General features: G+C 37.2%; 13 protein-coding genes. 6 read left to right on the forward strand and 7 right to left on the reverse strand.

Annotated elements, in window-relative coordinates; translation table 11 throughout:
• Positions 1–199 precede the first annotated feature (199 nt).
• The 5 genes from L3D27_RS04855 (at position 200) to L3D27_RS04875 (ending at position 16,572) form a co-directional block, all read left to right on the forward strand.
• Positions 200–760 carry a hypothetical protein gene (locus L3D27_RS04855; protein ID WP_432481756.1) on the forward strand — a complete coding sequence of 187 codons (561 nt, stop codon included), beginning with the start codon at positions 200–202 and terminating at the stop codon, positions 758–760.
• 148 nt (positions 761–908) lie between these two features.
• Positions 909–1,490, forward strand: coding sequence for a hypothetical protein (locus tag L3D27_RS04860; RefSeq protein WP_432481757.1), 582 nt, complete (start codon positions 909–911; stop codon positions 1,488–1,490).
• Positions 1,487–1,957: a hypothetical protein gene (locus L3D27_RS04865; RefSeq protein WP_432481758.1), complete on the forward strand. Its 471-nt coding sequence runs from the start codon at positions 1,487–1,489 to the stop codon at positions 1,955–1,957. The genes L3D27_RS04860 and L3D27_RS04865 overlap by 4 nt, the downstream gene beginning before the upstream one ends.
• A gap of 75 nt (positions 1,958–2,032) precedes the next feature.
• A complete protein-coding gene (locus tag L3D27_RS04870) occupies positions 2,033–15,931 on the forward strand; it encodes a transglycosylase SLT domain-containing protein (protein ID WP_432481759.1) in 13,899 nt (4,632 codons plus the stop codon).
• A gap of 131 nt (positions 15,932–16,062) precedes the next feature.
• Positions 16,063–16,572, forward strand: coding sequence for a tRNA (cytidine(34)-2'-O)-methyltransferase (locus tag L3D27_RS04875; protein WP_432481875.1), 510 nt, complete (start codon positions 16,063–16,065; stop codon positions 16,570–16,572).
• 8 nt (positions 16,573–16,580) lie between these two features.
• On the opposite strand, the gene L3D27_RS04880 is transcribed toward L3D27_RS04875, so the two are convergent.
• The 3 genes from L3D27_RS04880 to tusD form a co-directional block, all read right to left on the reverse strand.
• Entirely contained in the window at positions 16,581–16,904 is a 324-nt protein-coding gene (locus L3D27_RS04880) for a TusE/DsrC/DsvC family sulfur relay protein (RefSeq protein ID WP_284674399.1), read from the reverse strand.
• Positions 16,905–17,213, reverse strand: coding sequence for a hypothetical protein (locus L3D27_RS04885; protein ID WP_284674400.1), 309 nt, complete (start codon positions 17,211–17,213; stop codon positions 16,905–16,907).
• An 80-nt stretch (positions 17,214–17,293) separates the two neighbouring features.
• Positions 17,294–17,674, reverse strand: a complete 381-nt coding sequence (gene tusD / locus L3D27_RS04890) for a sulfurtransferase complex subunit TusD (protein ID WP_284674401.1) — start codon at positions 17,672–17,674, stop codon at positions 17,294–17,296.
• A 117-nt stretch (positions 17,675–17,791) separates the two neighbouring features.
• Between tusD and glnE the strand changes: the two genes are divergently transcribed.
• The gene (gene glnE, locus L3D27_RS04895) at positions 17,792–20,584 is read left to right on the forward strand and encodes a bifunctional [glutamate--ammonia ligase]-adenylyl-L-tyrosine phosphorylase/[glutamate--ammonia-ligase] adenylyltransferase (RefSeq protein WP_432481876.1); all 2,793 of its coding nucleotides are present in this window, start codon (positions 17,792–17,794) and stop codon (positions 20,582–20,584) included.
• Positions 20,585–20,646: 62 nt separating this feature from the next.
• On the opposite strand, the gene L3D27_RS04900 is transcribed toward glnE, so the two are convergent.
• Genes L3D27_RS04900 through L3D27_RS04915 form a run of 4 tightly spaced genes read right to left on the reverse strand, consistent with a single transcriptional unit; the run spans position 20,647 to position 26,085 of the window.
• On the reverse strand, positions 20,647–21,477 hold the full coding sequence (locus tag L3D27_RS04900) for a glycosyltransferase family 32 protein (protein ID WP_284674402.1): 831 nt from the start codon (positions 21,475–21,477) through the stop codon (positions 20,647–20,649).
• Positions 21,464–22,894 (reverse strand): mannose-1-phosphate guanylyltransferase/mannose-6-phosphate isomerase, encoded by a 1,431-nt coding sequence (locus tag L3D27_RS04905; protein ID WP_432481761.1) that lies wholly within the window; start codon positions 22,892–22,894, stop codon positions 21,464–21,466. Before L3D27_RS04905 ends, L3D27_RS04900 begins: the two co-directional genes overlap by 14 nt.
• 1 nt (position 22,895) lies before the next feature.
• A complete protein-coding gene (locus L3D27_RS04910) occupies positions 22,896–24,515 on the reverse strand; it encodes a glycosyltransferase family 2 protein (protein ID WP_432481762.1) in 1,620 nt (539 codons plus the stop codon).
• 13 nt (positions 24,516–24,528) lie between these two features.
• Complete coding sequence (locus tag L3D27_RS04915) at positions 24,529–26,085, reverse strand: phosphoethanolamine transferase (protein ID WP_432481764.1); 1,557 nt, start codon at positions 26,083–26,085, stop codon at positions 24,529–24,531.
• Positions 26,086–26,119: the final 34 nt, after the last annotated feature.

Consider the following 26,119-nt stretch of genomic DNA (forward strand, 5'->3'; position numbering starts at 1 on the left):
ATTTGTTAATCAACGCACGGGGTGCGTTGGTGTGGTTTGTATTTAAAGCATCATTTAGTAACTAAATATCCAACATTTATCACTTGACAAAAACTAGTCATAAAATTATCCTTTTTTATAATTGCTTAGTTTACTTAAAAGCAAGCCACCAAACCGCATCCCATGCGGTTTTAATTATATCTAAATACTAGGAAGTATTATGACTGATGATGAGTTGATTAAACAGTATTTTATAAATCCTAATATTAAGGGTAATGTACTTAATGAGGAGATAAACCATGCAAATGAGTTATTAAAAAAGAATTCAATAACTAGTAAGAAAAAGGCATCTAAGACCATTGTAGTATTATTGGATATTTTAATAGCTTTACATATTATACCTTTACTATTGGCATTGGGAAGGGATAATATTACTGTCAATATGTGGAAAGCATCTACTGGTGCTGTATATATTGTATTATTATCTGCTTTAGTATTTTTAGGTATTCGCATTATTAAACCTAAAAATATTAAAACTATGGTAACTGTAATACTTATAGTGTCATTGGTCTGTCAGTATTATTTACCAATCTATCTAAAAAATCTTTTTAGCCCATATCAGACAGGTTTACTTTCTAAAACATTTGAGTTTTTTTATGAAGTAAGCTATGGGAGGATGTATTACCCAACAGATTTGTTGATATTTGTATGGATACCTTGGTTAGTAATCTGGTTATTATATTGTTCTTTATCTATGCAGTATAAACAATACTATAAATAAAACTTAATTTAATAACTAAATACCCAGCATTTACCACTTGGCATAAATTACTCATAAAGTTATCCTTTTTATAATCACTGAAATTTACTTAAAGCCAAAACCACAAAACCGTGCATCGCACGGTATTTAGTTATTTATAGGAAATAATATGACTCACGATGAATTGGTTAAGCAGTACTTTATGAATCCAAATGTTGTAGATGCTGTTGCTGAAGCTAAAGTATCAGACGCTATTCTTTATTATAAAATGATTACGGATGAAAAATATGTACCAAAGACATTAGAAGAAGCCAAACAGCACCCACTATGGGTTGATGGGCATATTAACGGCATACATTCTGGATATAAAATACTACTAACAGCTGTTATATTTTCTTATATATTCTGTCTATTTAAAGGTACATATATTAATTTAGATTTATTTGAGAACTTAATATGGGCTACTATACACCATCTTGTACCCTTTTTAGTTGCACTGTTTGCTGTGAAAAAACCTGCATCACCCGTTACATCTCCAACAGCTATTTTCATTCTTGGTATATTAGGTTGGATACTAACCCAATTTATCAGTGATACACTTCAGGTAACCAAGAATGCTCCTGAAGTGTACCTACCATTAATTATTTATATACTAATCAGTTTACCACTTACTCTTAGCTACTTTACCAATAAGACAGCTTATAGGCTCAAATATCTAAATTCGTACAAAATTACTCAGGAAATGTTATGATTAATAATGAGTTAGAAACCAATAACCCAAATAATATTAAAAGCAAACATCCTAAAATTATTACAGTGCTATTGAACATTCTAATAGCACTACACATACCCCCTGCTTTAAATGCAATGGCTATGTATAGATTATCACCTATTGCCATACAGATTGTTGGGGTTTCTGCTTTGATATTTTTAATTGTGCGTATTATTAAGCCTAAAAATATTAGAAATGTGGTAGTTACTCTTTTTATAATATCTTTAGTATGCCAATACTATGTACCAACTTATGTACATTATATTTGGGATTACCTTTCTTTAGGTTCGAGTGTACAAAATGCAACTATCAGCTTTTTTCATGATATACAGTATGGAGCGTTGTATGCTCCTTCAAACTCATCAATTATTTTATGGATAGTATGGTTGGTAGTATGGTTACTGTGTTGCTATCTATCTAGCAATCATAAAAAACAAACTGAATAACACACCTACATTTTTTATAATTACCTATTTGCTTGTAAACTATTTTAAATTGTTTTTAGTAAATAGGTATTTTTTATGTCTAAAGTTTATAACATAAATGTTAATGACATTCTTAACGGAAACTCTGATGAGGTCTTAAAAAAGGAACTAGAGAATCTTGATAGGATGTCTATTCAAAGCAAACGAAATGCTGATAAATACCAAGAAGCGTTTGTTAGGTCTTCAAATAAATTAAAAAAAGCTCAAGATAGTAACAGTAATGGGGTGAATGTAAATTTATCAGGTACTGCTGTACCTACTGTTGATTTAGGGCTACCTATCTCACCTACAGCTCACAGAGCTGTTGCAGAATTTGATACAGCTAAAGATATTAACTTCACAGTAGGGGATATACACCCTTGGGCTAATGACTTCGCTAGAGGCTTAAACCAAGCACAAGGTACAGGTGCTACTATATTAGGGTCTGTTCGCTATGCCCTTACAAATACTGACGGTCTAACTGATGAGGAAAAAAATAAACGATACAATGAAATCATGCAGGATTCTGCAAAAATGGTTGGGTATACCCCTGTTAAACAATACCTAGATGATATTGATAATAGCTATAGAAAATTTCAAGAAAAGGAGTATGCAAAAATATCAGAGAAGGTTAATCCAAATGGTACAGTTGGGGGTTTCATTGATGAAATAAGACAATCAGCAAAATATCTTAGGGAAAATCCTAGCTATGCTTTTAGTTTAGTAAGACAGGAGCTTGTATCTGAATTGACACATCTTGCTTTACTTAGCAGGGCTGGTAAAGCTGCAGTTCCAACAGAAGGATTTCTTCAAGGTTATTCTGGATATATCCAAGATAAAGCACAACAAAATAATAATAATTATGATTTGAGTACTCGTAAGTATGCTTTAGCGGCAGGGGTTGGCGAAGCTGCATTTAATCAGTTAGGTACCTTATTAACTAGGGGTACATCTTTTGAGGATTTGGTTACAGCTAGACTTGGAAGAAGAAAAATAGATGATGTACCGATTGAGAAAGCACTTTTTGGTGAAGGGGTTTCTAATGCTGCATCAGGGGGTTATACCCAAGTAGTAAATAACCTTGAGGATGATAAACCGCTGCTTAAAGGGGTGGGGCAAGGTGCATTAACAGAGGCTTATGTAGGTGGTATAATACAAGCCCCTGTACTCTTTGCTAACAAGATAGCTAATATTGATGCTACAGACATATCCGATGCTTCTAATGCAGTCAAAGACCTATTCACATCTGATACACAAAAACTATTTAATAAATATCAATCTGAAGTAGATAATGAATTAAAAAATTCAGGTATTGCTATTGATGAGGGTAATACGGATGCTGTAACCAGACACAGACAATCTTATGATAAAATCCTAAATAAAGCCACTTCTGAATTGGATAAACTCAAAGCTGATTATGAAAATGAGCAAAACCCTAAAAAGAAAGCTAAACTAAAAAAAGACATTAATGTCGCTTCAAAAAGTATTGAGGAAATGACAAATAAGCGTGATGCTTATTTTAGTCAATTTGATAATACCTCATCAACTGTAGATACTGTGGTAGATGGTTTTATCCAAGCTCGTCAAACATTAAATAACATAGGGTTAAATCTGGCAAGTACTGGTGTCAGTGTACCTAATACACCTGTTATAAATACCAATACTGGTACATCTGATGCTAACTATACAGCACATGATTTTAAAGATGTTTTGGCACAAAAAGATGGTACTACCTATGGTAAATCACTTGGCTTTAAGACCAACTTTAAAGCTGATGCTCTGGCTGGTGGTGTAACTAAGGCAGACACATTAGGTTTTGCTAAAGTGCTTGATGACGATGGTCTGGGTGGTTTGATGAAGAATTTCTCAGCCTTTAATGATGGCTACCACAAAGGCAGTACATCAAAGCACACACAAGGTGTTAAGTTTGATTTGTCTTTAACTACTGATAACTTACAAACCTACAAACAAACCAAAGCTCGTATTGAACAACTGGCTAAAGAACATGGTTATGTTGTCAAGGTAGTGGCTGAACATAAAGATGGAGCCAGTCAAGGCTTAGATGGTTTTAAATGGTTTAAAACAACAACAGGTAATCACTTTGATATTGAAGTATTAGGTAGAGTGGGTAGTGTTGGTGGTACTAAATCTACTACTACTACTGAGTATAAAAAATCTAAAGACCTAAATCTTGGAAGCACTCAGTATGATGCTCTAATAAAAGAAATTTATACCAAGTATGGGTACACAGAGCAAGAACAAAGAATATTAAAAGCACAGCTTGCACAAGAGTCAAATTTTAACCCTAATGCACAAAGCTCTAAAGGTGCTAAAGGTATTGCACAGTTCTTAGATGGTACTGCTAAACAATATGGGGTAGATGTTAATGATGTGGCTTCATCTATTGATGGACAAGCCAGATATATGCGTGATTTACTTAAAAAAAGTAATGGTAACTGGGAGATGGCATTAGCATTTTATAATGCTGGTGCAGGTTCTACAGATGCTCAGACCAGATTTAATAAAGTAAAAAATTACAAAGAAACCCACAACTACTACAACAATATCTTGGCAAATGCAGGGGTTAATCCTGATACCACCAATGACCTTACAGATTCTCATCAAATTTCTGATGACCCTACTTCTCGTTTAAAAGAACTACAAAAACAGTTACTAGATGAAGACAATCAAGCCAAGCAAGTAGAATTACAAGCACAGATAGACGAACTACAAGCTTATGTCAATGAGCTTGAAAACCCTGAACAAACCAGTACAGAACAGACACAAGAACAGACACAAGAACAAACAGAGTCTAAACAAACTACAGCCAATCAACTGACTGATTTGATTCGTTATTCTCGTGAGATGAATGATGAACACATCAATCGTATGGTAGAGGCTGGCGTACTAAGTGATGATGAAATTAAATCCCTAAGACAGCTAAGTAAAGTAAACCAACTGGCTAATGAAAATAAGACAGGTGATACGGTAGTTTCTGATATTTATAAAGGCAGTGTAGGACATACCGCAGAGGAGTCTAATCGTGGCTTGCTTGAGTATCAACAAAGACTACTAACTGGTATTAGTGCTAATGATACCAGCAGTCTGGCTAAGCTGGCTGATGACTTATATACATGGGAGGCTTCACATACTTCTAAAGCTTTTGCTTCACAAGAAGCCTATGAGATGTTCAAACAGACAGGTAATACTTATACCGTAGCTCGTGATAGTCAAAGCAATGAATGGAAAATTTATGAGGGTGAGTTTACCCCTGCTGAGCGTAAAAAATATGGTGCTATTACCATTAACAATAAATCTGCTCGTTATGTAGAAAATGTAACCAATGAAGCAGCACACATTCAACAAATGGCTAGTGCCTACCATAACCTATTAAAAGATGATACAAGCATTCCTGCTCGTAGATTGGCTGACTTGGATTTGATTGATTTTGATAGTATTAATACCAAACCTGTCAATATCAATGCTCAAAATCTTAATGTAATCACTCGTCATGGTGAAAGTAGTAATACCAAGAGTAACACCAATACCCCATCAGAGCCTATCGTGGCTCGTAGTAGCAGTAAAGCTGATGATATAGCCACTGGTGAGCTTGTGGCACAGCAGTCATTTAAAGACTATAATCCACAAGTAAATAGACAATACAAGACCGTACAAGCATTTAAAACCAGTAATGATGGTAGTAATCCTAATAGTGTCTGGGTTGGTCGTGATGTAACTACAGATAAGAACAATAAGACAAAATACCACAGCATCTCTCACTATTTGTACAACGGTGCTAGAAAGAATGATGAGGGTACTTATACGGCTGTTAATAATGTCATGGATGAAGCTGGTAATATTACCGCTGGTGCTTTTGGTTTTGCAACCAATATTCGTGATAGCAACAACTACAAGCATAAACCTGATAGATACAATATTGTACATGATGGTACAAATGAAGGTAGGCAGTCTGCTTTTATTGAACAAGCCAATCGCTTTACGGATATGATTCGTGTGGCTGTAAAAGATAACCCCAATTATGCTAATGCTTTGGTTAGTATGGCTACCAACCCACAACTACAGCTATATGGTAATAACTACTCAACCAATAAATACTCAGAAGCTAGCGTATTAAAACAATTATTACCTGTAGTGGCTGATGCAATTAAAGGGTATGATAGCCCTATCAAACAGCAACAACAAATCACCAAAGCACTAGATAGCATTGGTACATTCATGAGTGATGGTACATATCATGCTGATGTGCCTCGTGTATTAACCATTGATGCTAATGATAGAGGTGCTAATAAAATTAAGTATGATAATAACATCATACACACTGCTAAAAGCTATCAGAGCGTGTATGCAGGCGATATACAGGCATCTGGTACATTTACCCCAGCTGATACCCAAAACGCTAATACAAGCAATACAGGCGATGCTACAGGAGGTATTACTGATACACCACAATTAGCACAAGATGCTGTCATTCATGATGACTCTAATGCCGTGGATAATCCTGCAATCAATCCAACAAATCAAGACACGGTACAGATTGCTGATGAAAACACTGTATTTGATTTGTCTGGTTTTGATACACAAGTTGTTCAACCAACAGATAATACAGCTACGACAGATACTACGGTTGTATCTGAAGATAAACCACAACGGTTATCTGCTATCCCTACCAACTTACGAAGGGACGCTAAAACCAAGCCAGCAACTAAGATGGGTATGACTGCAATTGCTGATGTGCTTAACCAAGAACAAGCTATTAAACCAGTACAGCCTCAGCTAAAAGATGTACTGCATAAGACAGTTAATGCAAAACAGATTGCTGATATCATTAATCCTGTAAAACCTGTTGAACAAACCACTAAGGGTAATACTCATCCACAAGCCATTCATCATGCTGAAATACAAAGCATCATTGAGACTTTGGATAAATATAATCCAGACATGAAAGTCAAAGTGGTGAATCAAAGTCATAAGCACCTTAGTGATGACAATGGTGTCATTCATCTGTCTGCTGATAGCAAAGACATACATACTGACTTAGCTCGTGGAATGCTTAAGCAATCGCTAAGTAAGATTGCTGATGAAATGGACGAGCTGACTGATGAAGCTGTAGAAGTTATTAGAAATACACAAGATACTGCTGACCTAGATGACACTCAAAAAGAGGCATTAAAGCGAGGTAAGAAAATTGCTAATCTACGCAATGATGTGAAGTATGTTGGTAAACAGATTAATAAGTATCTACGAGATAATATCAATAATATTGATAAAGATGTACAGACCAAGCTTATGTATTCTGTGATGAATCCCTCTACTACTTTAAGCCAAGGTTTGCTGGATAAAGATGTCAAAGAAGTACTTAAAAGCATCAAAATACAAAACAGACACAACAGTAAAATTAAGAATGCTTATCAAGCATTAAAGTCTGCTGTCAGTAAATATCTTGGATTTAGTAATAAACAACAGACTGCTTATGAAAAACTGTTAGATGTCTTGGCTGATAGTATTGAGCTGTCTGTAGCTGATGGTGTTGGTAATTTTATAAAATCTACTGATGCTAAGTTGTCTGTATTTCAATCAGAGGTAGATATTCAGGCAGAGCATAATAAAGCATTAAAGCCAGTAAAAGATAAAATTACAGATACTAAGAATGTACTGACAACTTACTTCAAACAAGACCAAAGTAAGAATAAGCCACTAAGTATGTACAGTAACTTTGTGGATAATTTATTGATTAATCCAGTTAAAGCAGCTTTAAAGATGGGTATTGATGTACCTAATCAAGCACAAAGTACACAGCTTAAAGACTTCTGGACATTTCATCATGAGTTTAAAGATTATCTGCAAGATGTAGTAGCCAAGAAAACACAAGGTTATGAGTTTGCTTCTATGGCAAGCTATTTCTTGGATGAAAATAACCAAGTGGATGAAAATCTACTGGGTGCATTAAGCTATACCGTCTACGACTATATCATCGCTAATGGTAATCATACCAGACATACTGATGATGAAATCAAGCAGTTACTAGGTCTGTATGATGAAGAGCAAAGAAAATCAGTATATCTTACCAAACAGCTTCGTGATACTTATCAGCACCGAGGTTTTGTGTATGATATCCAAGCTCAAAAGATTGGTGAGCGTGTTGCTAAGACATTAAACATCTCTGCTAATGAGCTAGGTTCTATGGAACTAGATAGCCGTTTGTATAGTGCATTAGGTGGTTGGGCTATCTCTGCCATGCAAGCTGCTGACCTTATACATATCACGCAGATGAATACCAAAGAGCATTTGACTAATATGGCACAAGTCAATTTAGCAGATGCTAGTATTGAGCTGGATAAAGTCTCAGAACATGCTACTACTCGTTTTATGGCTATTAGTGATTTATCTGGTAAAAAAGTAAATCCAAGACTTAAACAAATCATTGATACCAATAAAGCTACATCTGGGTATTTGTCTGATATATTTGGTGGTGTCAGTGCTAAAAGACAACCTTTAACCAAAGCACCTCAAAAAGGTAAAGTTAAACGCTCTATTAAAGGTACTAAAGCACAGGTGGCTGATGTACAAGCCCAACTGGTGGATAAATCACAGCAAGAGCCTATGGTGGTTAATGAAGAATTTAATCATGTGATTGAGACACTATTAAAAGACCATGAAGAGAGTCTTTTACAAACCATTGGTGCTAAGGTAACTGCTGATAAATTGGCTAAAGCTCATATCAATGATAGAGCTGGTATGCTAGGCAGTGCTGATGGTGTCATGAGAGACTTAACCAATGCGACCAGCTTCTTTGCTGGCTTGGTTAAACAAGGTGGTGTACGACAGTTCTGGGATACGATGTTTATGGCTAAGAACACTCGTATGCACTTAAATTCTAATGTGGTTAATATTCAAAGCTCTAAACTGCACCGTGCTTGGGCTGATTTAGCCAGTTATAAAACAACCATTAAGCTAAGTAATAATAAAACAGACACATTGGCTTCAATGCTAATAAAGCTAAATACAGTAAAAGACAAAGCCAAAGCAAAAGACTTCAATAAAGATGAACTACGGCTAATGATATTCTTGCGTGCATTGGGTGAGAATATGGAAGGTTCAGAAAATTTTATTGAAACTGTTATTAAACAAGATGAACACCTTAGCCAAATCTTTAAAGAAGGCTTTACGGTGGATAAACTGCCAAGCTATGTGTTTATACCTTTATTCTTGGATTACTTAAATCAAGAACATATTAAGCAAGCTACTGATGCCATGACTAAAGTATTGGCTTCTGAAAAAATCAGTAAAGCCCAAATGTCTAGTATCCAAACAGCAGTATCTGATATGGATATGAATGCTTCATCACTAAGGGCTTTAATGGAGTGGAGTAGATACCAAACAGCAGTTAATGGTACAGATGGTAGCTTTACCCATTCATTAGGGTTGGGTTCTGATGGTATTAACAACGGTGTCATGCTGGCTCATGTGAATACAGGTACAGCAGATGAAATCATGCAGTTGCGTACTGGGTTATTCAGCCATGATTCTGGTTATGATAATTATCAAAATGCTCGTCATAACCCTACACTTGGGGATTACTATACTGAATTTAAAAACCGTATGGTACAAGGCATCAATAACAACATTACCCTTATCAACCGTGAATTAGCGAATCCATCAGAAAATGCTGATGACACTGCACGGCTACAAAGCAAATTACAGATATACATACAGATTCAATCATTCTTTAAAACATTGGATAAGCGAAAGTCAGCCAAAGATGTACTTGTGCCTGTAAACTATGGTTCAGGTGAAACTTCAACCATCAATTCTGTGTATCATAGATTCTTAGCTGACATTCAAGATATATTTGCTGATATTGCTAATAAAGCCAAAGAGCATAAAGACAATCCTGCCAAGCTTGGCATCATCTTAGAAAGTGATGTTGTTCCTTTGGTTAAAGCAGTAAATACTTTGCTGGGTAAAGATGCTGGTACAGTACTTAGTCTTAAAACACAAGATGGTAAAGACTTTATCTTAAGCCCTAGCAGTGATTTAACTAAGCTTAGCGAAGTATGGTTTAGTGATAAAGACATTCTTAAGATGAATGACAGCTTCACAAATACACATGGTAATAGTATCTGGCATAGTTTGGAAGTATATGAAGGTGATTTCTTAGAAGCCAATAAACGCAATATCCGTATGCTACAAGCATCAGCACAAGCATATATTGCTGAGTATGATATTGCTTACCAAAATATGAAAGATAAGAAACTAAAACAGCTTATCCAAAAGTATCAAGACTTAGGTCTTGATGGTAAGTCAGCAAGTATTCAAGCCAATAATGAGCTTGAATTTGTAGGCTTAACTTATACTGAACTTGCACAGCTTGAAAGTAGTCTAAATCACCTACTACCAAAAGTACACACACCACACAGTATTGAAACCAATGATGAAAAAGCCAAGATTCATCTGATTAACACTGTAAAACAAACAGTCAGTGGTAACAGTGAACTTACTCAAAATAACTTTTACATGATGAATGAGCAGGGTATGTTACAGTCCACAACAGCATCATCTGCTACTAAAAAGATGGTGATTGAGACTGCTGCTCGTGTGGCTAACTCTATCCAAACACAAAGCCAAGATTCTCGTATTTCATCATTAGCAATGGCTGGTACTGATGTCATTCATAGCAATGTACATGATGCTAACATTGGTGGTGGTAATCATTATGTAGATATGGCTATTGCTCAAAATAAAGCTGCGTATGATGTTATCCGTAAATACTCATCACATCTTGAATCATTAAGTACATTGATGGATAAGATTAATGAATATGCAAAACATCTTGAAAGTAAAGGCATTGATAAAAACACCAATGAGGTTTTTGTTGATATGTTATCTGTGGCTTATAACAGCTTTGGTGATGTAAGAGAGGGTGATGATAATAGACAGACAATCATGCTTAACTTAAAAGCCATGCACCAATATAGTGGAGAGTTTGGTAGCTATGACATTACTCAAGATGATTTGCAAACGACCATAGAAATCTTTAAAAAGACTAATGAACGCTTTGATAAGCTGTATGATACTTTAACTGGTTATGCAACGGCTTTTGATGTTACCAAGCATCATGAAGACTATCCAAAAGCAAACAGTCATCAAGAGCTAAATCTAATTGCTGTAACAGATAATAAGTATGGTATCCAAAGCGTAGAGCATATTGTTAATCAAGCAAATCGCTATGATTTTAGTGGCAGTCATATTAATCATACTAGCCATGCAAACCATCAAGATGCTTATATTGAAAATAATGCCAGAAAGTTTATTGGACACAAACGACTCAAACAACTGGATAAAGAGCGTTTCATTAAAGGTAAAGCTGGTAATGATGCTCGTAGTGATTATAGCAAACTCATCAATATTGCCAATCAAATGTATCACAGTGATGCTGTCTATGTTGAAGATGCTTTTTACTTTGATAAAAATGATAAGTTCAAACTCAGCCATGCACTATACACAGCAAAAGATTTGGCATTTAAAATGAACAAACCTTTATATGCTGCGATGGGTAGCCAGTGGTATAAATATGACCCTATTAAAAGGGACTGGATACAGATTGATACACCTGCACTGGCTAAGAACAGTATGTATTATTCTGAAAGTAAATACACACATGGTTTGGATAGCCTATTACAACAAGGCATTAAACCTACTACTACTGCTACTACAAATCAAAAGCAGGATAATCAAACTGTTGAACAATCAAAACCAGTAGTATCAAGAGTAGGTAAAACATTTAATCATAAAGATATTGAAAAAGTATTTAAAGGATTAAAAGCTAAGCATCACAGCAAACAATTGTTTAATGCTTTATTTACTACACTGGTTAAACAAAAACCTGATATTCAATTACAGTTTGTTGCTGATGCTAATTTTAATGGTAAATACCAAGATGGTGTGATTACTCTAAACGAAGCTGTATGGACAAACATGAGCGATAATGAAAAGGTTCGTTTATTAAACCATGAAATCTCTCATGCTGTAACCATTAAAGGTCTTGAGCATACTGAACATCAAGCTGTCAAAGATTTAAAAGTCATGTATAAACAGCTTAAACAAGCCTATCAAACAAAAGGTTATAAAGAACAAGACACTGTCTTAAAACAAATCTTTGAACCAGAGGTAGATAAAGATACTTCTGATGAATTAAAAGATATGCTTGGTTTGGCTGAACTGATTGCTTATGGTATGGAAAACAAAGCAGTTGCTGACTTTATTAAAGCTGAACTGAATCTGACCAAAGCTGGTATTAAAGTTAAAAAGAAGTTAACCTTTTTTGAGCAATTCTGGGCAGCAGTACAATCTATGTTGTCTAAGATTGGTTTTAATACTAATTACACAACCTTCTTGGCTAATATTGAAAAAGTCATTGAATTAAATGGTAGTGAAATCCAAAGCAATTTAACACTAGATTTTGGGGATACTTATAATAAAAATATGTCTGAACAAGACATTATTAAAGAGTATGACAATAAAGCAAGTGTTAATGAAGTGTTTGGTAGTATCTACGATGAAACCATCAGTAGTGAGCATTCTCAACGCTTACAAAGCTTAATGAATGCCATCTATACACCAGCTTATGAATCTATTCATGTCAATGAAGATGAAGCTGTACGGCTGTATAATAACCAAGAATATATCAAAGCACCAGCAACACTATTTAATCTAAGCCCTAAAGAAGCTCATGCTTATTCTGCACTGGCTACCAGCATGGAACATTTGTTTATCCATCATAATGATAACCAAGCCATGATTGAGCTTAAAGATGTGGTTGCACAGATGGTAGCATATTTTGATGATGTGCATAAGCTGTATCCTGAATATGACAGCATGACAGAGATTGAAAAACAAAGAGCTGATAGACAGTATGGTGATTTATTTCATGATGTAAATAGCAATGAAGCAACTGCTCGTATTATTGCTCTGGTTATGACATCTGAATCCATGAAACAAAGATTAAATATCAAAGTGGATAAAACATCACACATCAAGAATGAATCATGGTTTGATAAATTCATGTCTATGGTGTTTAAAGCACTCAATTTAATCCGTGATAAATTCATTTATAAATCTGATACATCATCTGATGCTTTGGCTGAACTGGCGATTAAACTGGCTAAGATTGATGCTAATATCCGTGCAGATAAAATGAACATGGTAGATACCATGTTCCATTGGGCATATATAAAGCCTATGAATTTTGCAAATAAAGTAGTAGATAAAGTGATTGATACTGCTTTGGATAAAGCATCTGCACTTGATGATAAAAGTGCTATAGGTAGATATGCAAATCTTGTTAAGAACTTACGAGATAACAGCTTGATTGATAAGAAAGATGGTACACAAGCTGATTCAGATATTCCTACCGTAAAAGAAGTTACACAAAAATCATTAAACATGACTGCTGATTCTATTGCTACTTCTTTAAAGAATGGTGGATTTGATGAGCTTGGCAGTTTATTTCAAGAATTGCGTGGTCAGTACAACACAGCAACAGGCATATTTGAAAGACTGGTTGCTTATAACAATGTGGCTCAAAAACAACGAGTAAGCATTAAAGATGGTTTTATTGAACTGGCAAGACAATGGTTTGGTAAAGATTTAGAAAAACCTCAAAAAGAAAGTATTACTCGTCATCTGCTATTAACAGATGCTCAAACACTGCTTAATTATCACAGTGATAAAACCAAAGTTAAAGAGCTGATTACTAGTAAAGCTGAGCGAGCTTTGCGTAGAAGTGAGCTTGAGAGTAAACTTAAACAGCTAGTACCTGAGCAACATATCTTAAATGACATGAAAATCCAAATTAAAAACTTGGGTTACTATATGTCAAATGAGACCACAACACCCAACTTATTAAAGTCTGCTGAAATGATTGCAGTCAGTGTTGGTACACCTTGGGCTAAGCAGTTTGAAGACATGGATAAAGATGTCTTTGAAACTGTAGATGAACTGGTTACTTTGTATGCTTTGGATACTGTTAAATCCAAATATAGTGATGATATTAAAGACTTGATGTTTAAGCATGAAGAGGCAATCTTTAAAGTGCTACAAACCCAGCGAGCTAATGTCAGAAATTCCAAAGAAGAGTTTAAAGACAACCCTTTAAACTACAACAAGGGTTATATCCCTGCTATTCATGATGCTCGTACAGATATTAAAGCTGTATCTGAAGATGATATAAGTAAATACATTAAAGAAGGTTATGAATTGGTAGATTTAAAACCTTTACCAAAAGATAGCCTTGACCCTACAAACGAGCGTTATTTGATGGTGAATAAGAACTATGCAGCAACCAGACGAGTGTCTGGAGCTACTGACTTATTGGATACCCATAACAAGGGTACTGAAGTGCTACACTACAAAAAACATGGTAAAGAGATAGCCAATATTGCAAAAGAGCAATTAAATTTAAGAATACAATTGTCTAAGATGAATCCTGATGAATATAATCCAAAAGATTATGCAGGTTCTAACTTAATTGCTGTTGCAGGTACTGATAGTAGGATTATTAGTTATCAGTATGAGATGGAAGGTACTACCCGTGATAGCATCTTAAAAAGAGATTTAAGTTTTGATTTGCTGATGGGTACACAAATGGCTGCTTTGGAAGTTAATCCACAAATCAAAAACCTACAACAGAGTTTGGGTAAAACTCTGGTGGATATTGCTAATGACCCTGTTGAAGGGTTTAAAGCAAGACCTGATTTGTATAAAGTGTTAACCCCTAATAGCAAAGATGAAGAAGTACAAGATATTCTACGCTTACTCCCTTACCCTTTGCGTAAAGAGTTAGAAGCTGGTTTTGGTAAAGGTAAACCCATTATTATACCTAAGCATCACATGAATGTTATCTTTGGTTTTAAGAAGTGGACTGTTGCGGAATGGTTTGATATTGCTAGTGAAGAACGCAATTTCTTTCAAAGGCTAATTACATCTTTATATGAAGCAATCTATGACAACCAAGCTAAGAATAAAGCACATGAGCATCAGCTGGTATGGGAATGGTTTTCTGAACAAGCGAAAAATACCATTGTTATTCGTAGTATTAAAGTTCTTTGGGGCAACATCAGAGCCAACTTAATGTATCTGGCTTTACAAGGTATTACGCCTACACAAATGGCTAGGGATATTACTTATGCTTGGCGTGAAGGTAAACGCTATAATAAGTGGGTTAAAGACCTTACTAAAGTACAAATAGAACTTCAAGCATATCAAGATAATCCAAATAAAGTTAAAGAGTTACAAGCCAAACTCAAAAAACTAGAATATCAAATACAATCAAGTGGTATGCACAAATATATGCAAGAAGGTATTATGAGTACTTTGGTTGAAGGTGAAGATATTTCATCCAAAAACAAAGTGTTTAAAACAGACTTTGAAACCAAGCTGGATAAACTTGGCAATAAGATACCTACACCTATTCGTACAGTAGTAGATTGGGCAATACTTGCACCTAATACCAAAGGTTATCAGTTCTTGTCTGAAATGACTCAGTTTTCTGATATGGCTGCCAAATATACTTTGGCTAGACATATTGAAAAACAACAACTCAAACAAGGTAAGAATGCTAAAGAAGCATTCATGGCTGGTATTTTTGCAGCACAAGAAGCATTTATTAACTATGATTTACCCACAGGTCGTACGACACAGGCATTAAATGACTTGGCTGTATTAAACTTCACTAAGTTTGTTTTAAGATTCCAAAAAGCAATCGCTAAGCAATTGTATACAAATACAGGTCATGTACTGGCACAACATTATTTGGCAGAAAATATACTTGGTACTCAAGGTGTATTAAACCCATTTTTACCTGTGCCTAATGTAGGTTGGGGTGTTGGTACAATCGTAAGTTCACCAAGTATGTTACCTATTGCTGAATTATTTTAATGGTAATTGATTGCTAATTTTTTAGTTAAACTGTACAATATAAAAACAGCCTTGGTATTTAAGGCTGTTTTTCATTCCAAGAATATGCCCAGAACTTTCCCATTAAACCTTTATAATCTCTGTAAAATCAAATAGTTACATTAGTAAATAGCAACACTGGCAATATCATTCGCCTGTGTGCCAATACAGGAGCCAAACTGCATTTAATTAAACCGCTTGGTTTTGAGCTTGACGATACCAAGCTAAAACGAGCAGGGCTTGATTATCATGAATATGCTGATTTGAAAGTGCATGAAGACTGGTGGGCGTGCCGTCAGATGCTAAATGAGATGGGTGTTGACCAAGTGGTAGCATTGACCACCAAGTTTAGCCATAGCTTTTATGAGCATGATTTTAGTCTTACTCAAGAAGAAAGTGTTGCGATGGTGTTTGGTTCTGAGACTGATGGTCTGCCAGTGGAGATTAGAGATGATATCGGTGTAGATAATTGGCTTCGCTTGCCCATGTTGCCACAGTCTCGCAGTCTAAACCTTGCCAATTCGGTATCTATTTGCTTATATGAACTTTGGCGACAGATGGGTTTTGTTGGTGATGTTGGTGAGAGTGTTGGCTATCACCGTTTATCCAGTCGTCTTGATTAAGCGTAGCTCTATAGACAATTAGGCGGTTTTGGCAATCCTGCGATGCGATTGATGTGGCGTGCCACAAGCCCTGTATTAAAGAGTTGTTGCAATTTGGTATTGCTAATATCATCAGTAGGCAATGCTTGAGTTAAGTGCTTGATGAGTGGGCGAGTGGTTGGGCTGTGATGGTATTTTTCAAAAAATGCCCGCACTTCGCCTAAGATGCGATAATGAATATCGCCTAACTGTATATCTAGCGTATCTGCCAAAGCCTGTGCTACCGCTGGCGTCCATGTGTTGTGATCGGTAAGATGACCATCACCGTCTAGTTGTAGAGTTGTGCTTGTCATTTAAAATTCCAAAACGCTGTCAAAATCTGTCGTCATTGGTGGTGCATCTAGGCGTAGCAATAGACCATCAATCATCTCATCAAAGATGGTATCATGACTAAAATCTGTCCATGCTTTAGCAATGTCATATAATTCAAGTGACTGCACCATGCCATAGATACGACTCTGTTTATCGTTTAGTGCCAGATGGCTATTACCAGTAAAATAAAACTGCACTTCATGGTCAAAGCTTGCTAAAGTGAATCCCAAAGCGACTGCTTCATAGCTAATTAGCTCGCTATCAGTACTGATGGTGATTAAAAATTTCATCTTTTTGTCCGTTATAAATATCTGATTTTGGTGCTATTTTGCTAGCCAAAAGTATTAGACTTGTCTGCTAAATAACACCATTAAAACTGCAATACTTCATCACAAACATCAATCTGCATGGCAAGTTCGGATAGTCCCACTAGATAAAAGGGTGTGCGTAGGTTGTCGCCATTTAGTTCATGCCGTGTGGCATTTTGAGTGTCGGTAATACCTCGTGCCAGTGCGGTACTAACACAAACAGGTAATTGCAATCGGTGCGTCTGTGCAAGCCTTACCCACTCATCAGCAACACTCACTACATCGGCGGTCTGCCATAATAGGCGGTTTGCGGTATAAGCACCATCGCCATAAAAAAATACCTGTACGGATTTGCCTGCATCAAGTAGTTTTTTGGCGGTATCTAGGGCGAGTTTTGCTTTATGACTGTGCGGGGCATTGGTAATAAGTAACAATGTGGTCATGGTATGGCTAATGGCTGTTGATAGGATGTTTTTTGCTGTATGATTTAAAAATTAAGCTTATTATAGCGTAATTTTTGGTGTAAAATGGGAAAAATTAATTTGCGTAAAAAAATAGCCATGACGACAGCCGTATTCATACCAACCGAAGCTCAGTTGCAGACTCTATCCCTAGCCAGTCCTTTTGCTAAAGATTTATACGATAAGCACACCAAAAATGCTCAGTCGTTCTTGGGTCAATATGGATTATTTGATGAGCTTGGTGATGATGAGTTAAGAAAACAGGTTGACCAATTCATCACAATGACCAAAGGTGATGATAATGTGATGATGGGGCTAAGACGATGCCGACAGATGCTCATGCTAAAGTGGATTTGGCAAGATGCACTTGGGCTAATCACTCTTGATGACCTTATGCGTGAATTGTCTGTTTTTGCTAATGCCTGCATCAATATCGCTAAAGACCATGTCTATCATCAGCTCACCCATCGCTACGGTGTGCCGATGACCATCGTTGATGGAAAAAGACAGGTAGATGAATTTGCCATCATTGCCATGGGAAAACTTGGAGCGATGGAGCTAAATTTATCTAGCGATATTGATTTAATCTTTATTCATAAAGGGCTAGGTGAGACTGATATCAGTCAGATGGGCAAAAAAAGCATTGATAATCAAAAATTCATGACTCATTTGGGGCGAGGCGTGATTCGCCTGCTTGATGAAATAACGGCAGATGGTTTTGTGTTTCGGGTGGATATGCGACTGCGACCATGGGGTGATGGTTCGGCATTGGTCATGACAGCCAGTGCCTTAGAAAAGTATTTTAATCAACATGGACGCACTTGGGAGAGATTTGCTTGGTTAAAGGCAAGAGTGGTTAATCAAGTCTCTGCATCATTTTTTGATCAACTGGTTAACTTGCGTAAAAACTTCGTCTATCGCTATTATATTGACTATAGTGCTTTTGGGGCATTGCGAGAGATGAAATCGTTGATTGTGGCTCAGCAGACCCAAAGGCAGGATTTGGATAATGTTAAGTTGGGTGTGGGTGGCATTCGTGATATTGAGTTTATCGTACAGGCGTTTGCACTGATCTATGGCGGTCATCAGGCGGTGCTTGGGGATAATTTATCCTGTCTAAAAGGGATTGAGGTGTTGTCATCGCTTGGGCATTTAGAGCATACCGAAGCCGAAAAACTGTCTGCTGCCTATCGCTTCTTGAGGCGATTGGAACACGCCATTCAAGCCAGAAATGACGAGCAAACCCAACGATTGCCCCAAGATGAGCTCTCCTTACTCGCCATCGCTAAGGTGATGGGTTTTGATGAGATTGGTGCTTTTCGTCAAAAGCTAGATGAACATAGGGATAATGTGTCTGTGCCGTTTGAACGCATGGTAACAGACCGTCAAAGCCCCACCCAAGAGCTAGGTAGTGTTGATGATATTTGGCAATCCTTACAGTCAGTGCTAAGTGATGAAAGCGTGAAGCTGTTGAGTGAATTCAATCAGTCTAAACTTGTAGCCAGCCTAGATGATGAGCCAAAATCACGGCTTGATGCTGCCTATCCTATTATTTTACACGCTTTATTGGAGCATGCAAAAAGTGATGGGGCTAAGCGTGCTGATGTCGCTGTGCCAAGATTGATTGTTCTGCTAGAATCCATTTGTCGCCGTTCAATTTATTTGGTGATGATTGCAGAAAATCCGAATGCTACTGTGGCACTTATCCCCATGCTTTCGGCAAGTCATTGGATTGCCAAAGAGCTTGCCTTATATCCGATGCTACTGGATAATTTTTTACAAAAACGCTATCTGCATTTGCCCAATAAGGCAGAGCTGACTGATATTTTGCGTCAAGGCTTGCTTAGGGTGGAGCGATTTGATGATGAAAGTTATTTGGCGAATGTCCGATTATTCAAAAAAACACAGGTCTTGGCAGTTGCAACCGCTGATGTTTTAGGACTAAGACATATTATGAAAGTCTCTGATAGCCTGACTTTTATTGCTGAAGTGGTACTAGAATCAGCGGTAAGGCGTGCTTTTGATGAGCTGACGCATAAGCATGGCTATCCACTATTGCAAACAGGTGAGCGAGCTAATAGCGAACATTCGGGCTTTGCGGTGATTGGCTATGGAAAGCTTGGCGGTATCGAGATGTCTTATACTTCGGATTTGGATGTGGTATTTTTGCACAATATTGATGAAAAGGCGGATACCGATGGGGTGAAGGCGGTGAGTGGCATGAAGTTTGCTTCTCGTTTGGTACAAAAAGTGCTTAGCTATCTAACCACCCAAACCCGTGATGGCCGTGCTTATGAATTAGATGTTCGCCTTCGACCATCTGGCAATGCAGGCGTGATGGTGGTGTCGGTACACGCCTTTGAGCTGTATCAACAGCATAAGGCGTGGGCGTGGGAACATCAAGCGCTGGTAAGAGCAAGGGGGGTTGCTGGTGATGAAATGGTGTTGGCTGCGTTTGATGAGATTCGCCAAGCCATTCTCACCAGACCCAGAGAGCTTGCCCAAGTACGCCAAGAAGTACTAAATATGCGACAAAAAATGCAAAGTCATCTAGGTACACAAGACACCAAAAACCATCAGTTTCATATTAAGCAAGATTTTGGTGGTTTGGTTGATATTGAGTTCTTGGCACAGTTTATGGTATTGTCTTATGCTCATGTGTATCCAAATCTTGCCATATGGTCGGATAATGTGCGTATCTTTGAAGAAGTGGCAAAGACGGAGCTGATGAGTGAAAAATGGTGCGATAAACTCACCCAAACTTATCTACTACTGCGTAAGACCACGCATGAACTTGCCCTGTCTGACAAACAAATCATCGTTGATGATGAAGCATGGCAGGAGAGTAGGGCGTTCGTACGAGAAGTTTGGGAGCGTGTTTTGATGGCGTAGTAGCTTGCTAGGTTATTGACAGCAAACCGATTATTGACCAACAATACCCATCAATCTGCTTTCTATTCTTTAAATACACCTAGAGACTTTAATGTGTTTTTGCACAGTCTGGTGCTGGCAATATAAATGGTGGATAAAAAATTTATCCAGTAGCCTTGATTGACAATATATCCCTTATGTCTGGCATAATGGCCTTTTAGAATCTTGGTGTGTGCAGTGCTAGACTCCAAAGCACTGTACACAAAGCCAATTTCTTTGTCAAAACGCACAAAACGAATGGGGTGTAAGTTTTGAACTTCATGAACGGCTTTGGTGTAGGCAACAGGACCTGTTACAAAAAGAACACCACGCTTACCATAGCTATGGAAACCATAGTGCCAAGCACGGTAGTTTAAGATGTTATCCACGACCGAATCAAGTACATGTTTCATGATTGGAGAGTGTTTCTCACAAATAATGAACCATTGTTGATATTCGCCATTTTTAATGCCAAGATTTTCTGTTATATACAAGAATTTACCAATACCTTCTTCGGCTTGTCCGATTTCATTTTGCCATTGGGTAACGATAAAAGTGTCATTTGGTTTGATGACCTCATTTAGGGGGTGAACGCAAGTGCTTTTGATATCCAGATAAACACCGCCCTCATGATATAGTACCAAATAACGAAATAGATCGGCTTTGGCGGCACCATACACAGGGTTAATGCGTTGATATGCTTGCAGAATTCGACCGTTGTCGTGTTTTTTAATGTATGCCAAAACAGCCTCATCATCATAAAACCGATAATCCCAATCGGGGTTCTTCTGTTTTAACTCAGCAACGATGGGTTGTATTGTTTGTGGTAATTTTTCGGTTTTATAGGTTTGATGAATGATTTTAGGAATTGCCATTATTTTCTCTACCATAAATGTCACTGAAACGAACAATATCATCTTCCCCAAGATAACTGCCTGATTGTACTTCAATCAACTCTAAGGGCAGGATACCGGGGTTTTCTAGGGCGTGGATTTCTCCAAGCGGAATGTACACTGACTGATTTTCGGTTAATAAAAAACTTTCGTCCCCCTTGTGGATTTTGGCTGTGCCTTTTACTACAATCCAGTGTTCTGAGCGGTGGTGGTGCATTTGTAATGATAATTTTTGATTTGGGTTTACAGTGATGCGTTTGACCTGATAGCGATCTGAAGCATCGATGCTGTCATATTTTCCCCATGGTCGGTAGATTTCACGATGAATGTCGTGTTCTTGGCGACCCTTATCTTTGATATGCTCAACGATACCTTTAATGTCTTGAGTGTTGTCTTTATTGGCAACCAAGACGGCATCTTTGGTCTCAACCACAATCAAATTATCAACGCCAACTAGGGTAATCAAGCGATTTTCGCCATGAATATAGTTATTGTGGCTGCGATGAGCGATGACATCGCCAATAATAACATTGCCATCATCATTTTTTTGTTGAATATCCCACAGTGCTGACCATGAACCCACATCGCTCCATCCTGCATCCAAAGTTACCGTAGTGGCGTTTTGAGTATGTTCCATGATGGCATAATCAATGGATTCAGAACGACACGTTTCAAAAATAGATTGATCAATACGAATAAAATCAAAGTCTGCCTTGGTGGTGCTTATCGCTTGCGAACAACAGTCAAATATGTCTGGTGCGTATGTTGCTAATTCTTGTAAATACTTGTCCGCCTTAAACATAAACATACCGCTATTCCAAAGAAAATCCCCACTTTGTAGATAGCTTTGTGCGGTGGCATAAGTAGGTTTCTCCACGAATTTATCAACACAAAAGCCATTTAGGAAAGGTTTGCCTTGTTTAATATAGCCATAGCCTATTTCGGGGTGGGTAGGTGTGATGCCAAAAGTAACCATGCTGCCTTGTTGGGCAAGCTGAGTGGCGTGCAAGATGCTTTGATGCAGTATGTTTACATCTTGGATGACATGATCTGCTGCCAAAACCAGCATGGTTGTATCAATTTTTTGTCGTTGTAAATATAATGCCGCCAAAGCAACAGCTGGAGCGGTGTTCTTACCAGTTGGCTCAAGAATGATGGTTGCAGAAATACCGATTTCACGCATCTGCTCAGCTGCCAAAAAACGGTGTTCTTCATTGCAGATTAAAATTAACTCGGTGCAATTAAGCTCTTTTAGGCGTAGTACGGTTTGTTGCAATAGGGTATGCTGATCTAGTCCTAATGTTAAAAACTGTTTTGGATATTTGGTTCTTGATAGAGGCCATAGTCTAGTACCACTACCACCTGCCATGATTACTGGGGTGATATTTGCAGAATTCACCTTAATGCTCCTTGATGTGCTGATTGTTGTTGTCCTTGTTCATTTGCCAAAGCATGAGGTATTTGTCCAATGTGTAACCAAAAGAGGCAATCGCAAGAATCAGTCCGTATGTACCTGATAAAAAACCACCCCGTATTAAATAGATTTTGATGAAAGAAAACCATGCTCGCCAAAAGATGGAGAGAATATTAACCCTCTTGCCTTTCTTATATGCTTCAATCGCCCAATCATGGCTATAGCGGACATTTTTAAATAAAAAATGGTGCAGATTATCATTGGTGATATGGGGCAAATATCCTGCCAACAATTTGCTTGGTGCACCTTGTTGATCTAGGGATTCATGCACTTCCAAGCTGGAATATTGAAATTTTTCACGATCATAAATGCGAGCCAATCGGTTGGTTTTCCAAAATCTTGGCTGCGTTTCTACACCGCAGAATAAATTAACTCGTGATACCGAAAAGACTTTTTCATGCTCAATGGGGTAATTCAAGACTTTTTCAACAATTTCTTGACGCAAGCACCCATCAACTCTTTCGTCAGCATCTAATACCAGTACATAATCACTGCTTGCGTAGCTTTGTGCCAGTTGGCGTTGTTTACCAAAGCCTTGCCAGTCGGTATTAACATACCATTTTGCTCCATATTGCTCAGCGATTTGTCTGGTGTGGTCGGTGCTACCACTATCTAAAATGATGATTTCATCAACAATATCATGTATTGTATCTAGGCATGATTGTAAATGCTTGCTTTCATTTTTGGTAATCATGACCAAAGAGAGTGTACTTTTCTTTTGTGATAAGTCCACAGGTTGCTGTTGTTTGGTGAGTTCATTATAATCTAAAAACGCCCGTTCTGCTTGATTGTGCTTTAAATCGTATAAAATTGCATATTTATTAAAGGTGTATTGCATGAATAATAAGGCATATAAATATCCATACTTCCCCTTTAAGAATCGACCATCAAGTAAATATTGCTTAAAAAACGCCCCAATCGTATGTATTAAAATAGAAGAAAAAGAAGCATCTTTACCATGTTGGAATTTTTCTTCTGCCCAAGTTAAAGCATAGCTTAACCGCTTATTTAACCAAAATAGCGGGCTTTCGGCAGTGTGGTGGCGTGCGTAGCCAGATAATGTTTGTGTTTCCATCTTATCCGATAAAACCAAAGATTCGTGGACTGCGTTATCATTAAATTGAATGTGCTTGGGGTACAATCGCCAATGAGATTTGATACGCCAATTTGGCACATCAATTTCATTTTTTCCAAATATGCAGTCAATATTTCTTATGCCATAAACAATCTGGTCTGGCTTATTTTGAATGACTTGTAAAATACTTTGTTTTAATTCAGCTGTGATTTCTTCATCGGCATCAATTGCCAAAATCCAATCTCCTGTGGCGTAGCTTTGGGCGATTTGGCGTTGTTTGCCAAAGCCTTGCCAGTCGGTATTAACATACCATTTTGCTCCGTACTTTTCGGCAATTTCACGGCTGTTATCAGTACTACCACTGTCCAAAATGATGATTTCATCTGCCAAGTCATCTAGGGCGGGCAGGCTGATTGCTAAATTTCTGGCTTCATTTTTGACAATCATGACTACAGATAATTTGTATTTCATATATATGCCTTATTTAATATTCATTTTCACTTGGTTGTAATAAATCGCCATTGAATGGCTCTACGGATAAGTATGGTTTAATAGAATCATCAAAAATCTTTATCTCTTCTAAGCTGTGCATGCGATAATCGTTAAGAAAGTCATTTTGCTTTTGATTTTGTGTATCAACCCCTAGCCATTCGGTTAAAAACCAAACAAAGCTAAAACCAGAGATGATGTCGTCATTGACCGTCTTGTGGGTATCGTTACTGGATATTTTAAATAGCGGAACTTGCAAGCTAAATTGCGATATGCCGTGCTTTAAAGATGTTGGCAGTAGCCCATGGTCTGACACATAAATCATACTAAAAGGTTTTTGATTTTGAATCAAGGATTGATGTATGTCTTTTAATAGCATATCAGTTTGTAATATACTGGATAAATAAGCAGATAAATGATTATTTTTGAAGTTAAAATGTGCTTTGTTATTATCCACTCGTCTAGAAAAACGAGCGTGCGAACCCATTAAATGCACCACGATGAATCTAGGCTGATTTGATGGGGTTGCTAATATTGCTTGGATTTTTGGCAATAATTGATAATCATAGCGAGTACTGGTAGGGGCTTCTTCGCTCAAATAGTAGCTTGTTTGGGCATGAGAAGCAATGTATGAGATTTCATTATTGAACTTGCCCATTTTATCTTGATTGGAGAGCCAGTAAGTCTGCATACCTAATTTATTTGCCAGACTTAAAATGTTATTTTGATATTCAACATTTTGTTCGCTAGGAACTGTCAATAAGCGTGGAATGGCATGAATGGTATAGCTTGCAGGACTGATTAAGCCATTGTATTGTGTACCATGAACTTGTTTTAAAAAGGGTGATGTATCCACAGGGTAGTCATAGGCGGATAAATAATGCTTTGACGCACTTTCGCCCAATATCAGTATATAGTCTTGATAGGCAGGCTTAAAATCAACAACTTCCCAATCATCATTAATCTTGCTAAGTTGCTTCATTTTTTCTTTATGGACAGCATAAAATTTATATTGTGTGATGGTGTGAGGGAAGATGCTTAGTAGCTCAGAATAGCCCCAGTGAATGCGTTTGTGTTTAATAGATAACATATTTGCCAAAAATAATGCCAGTAGAATGAGTGCAAAATAGTTAAAAAATTTTCTTTGTTTGCTGGTGGCGGTGATATTTTTGGTTAAATGATAGGTTAATAATGTTGATAATATTGCAACAATAAAATAAAGAACGGCGGTTGCGTCAAAGAACTCTAATGCTTCGTTGCTTGTTGTTTCAAACAAAGAAGCAATCATGCCAGAGTTGGGGTAGCCATATTGAGCACCTAAGGGAGCGTACAAAATCCATGTTAGCATTAAGGGGCTTGCTATTTTAAAAATAATGGGCTTTAGCCACAATGTATTCCAAATCACCCAGAATAATAAAATATCATGAAAGCGTGGGCTACCGCCTGTTGTTGCCCAACAAATCAATACAGAAAACAAAAAAGTAAGTATAAAAATACCGTAATTTTTGAGTTTTTGATATTTCTTTGGTGCTGTTAAATGAAACAGGGTCACTTTGGTGACGCTCCCTTATATACAAAGAGTTGGG

It is taken from the genome of Moraxella sp. ZY200743 (assembly GCF_050885545.1).
Classification (GTDB): domain Bacteria; phylum Pseudomonadota; class Gammaproteobacteria; order Pseudomonadales; family Moraxellaceae; genus Moraxella; species Moraxella haemolytica.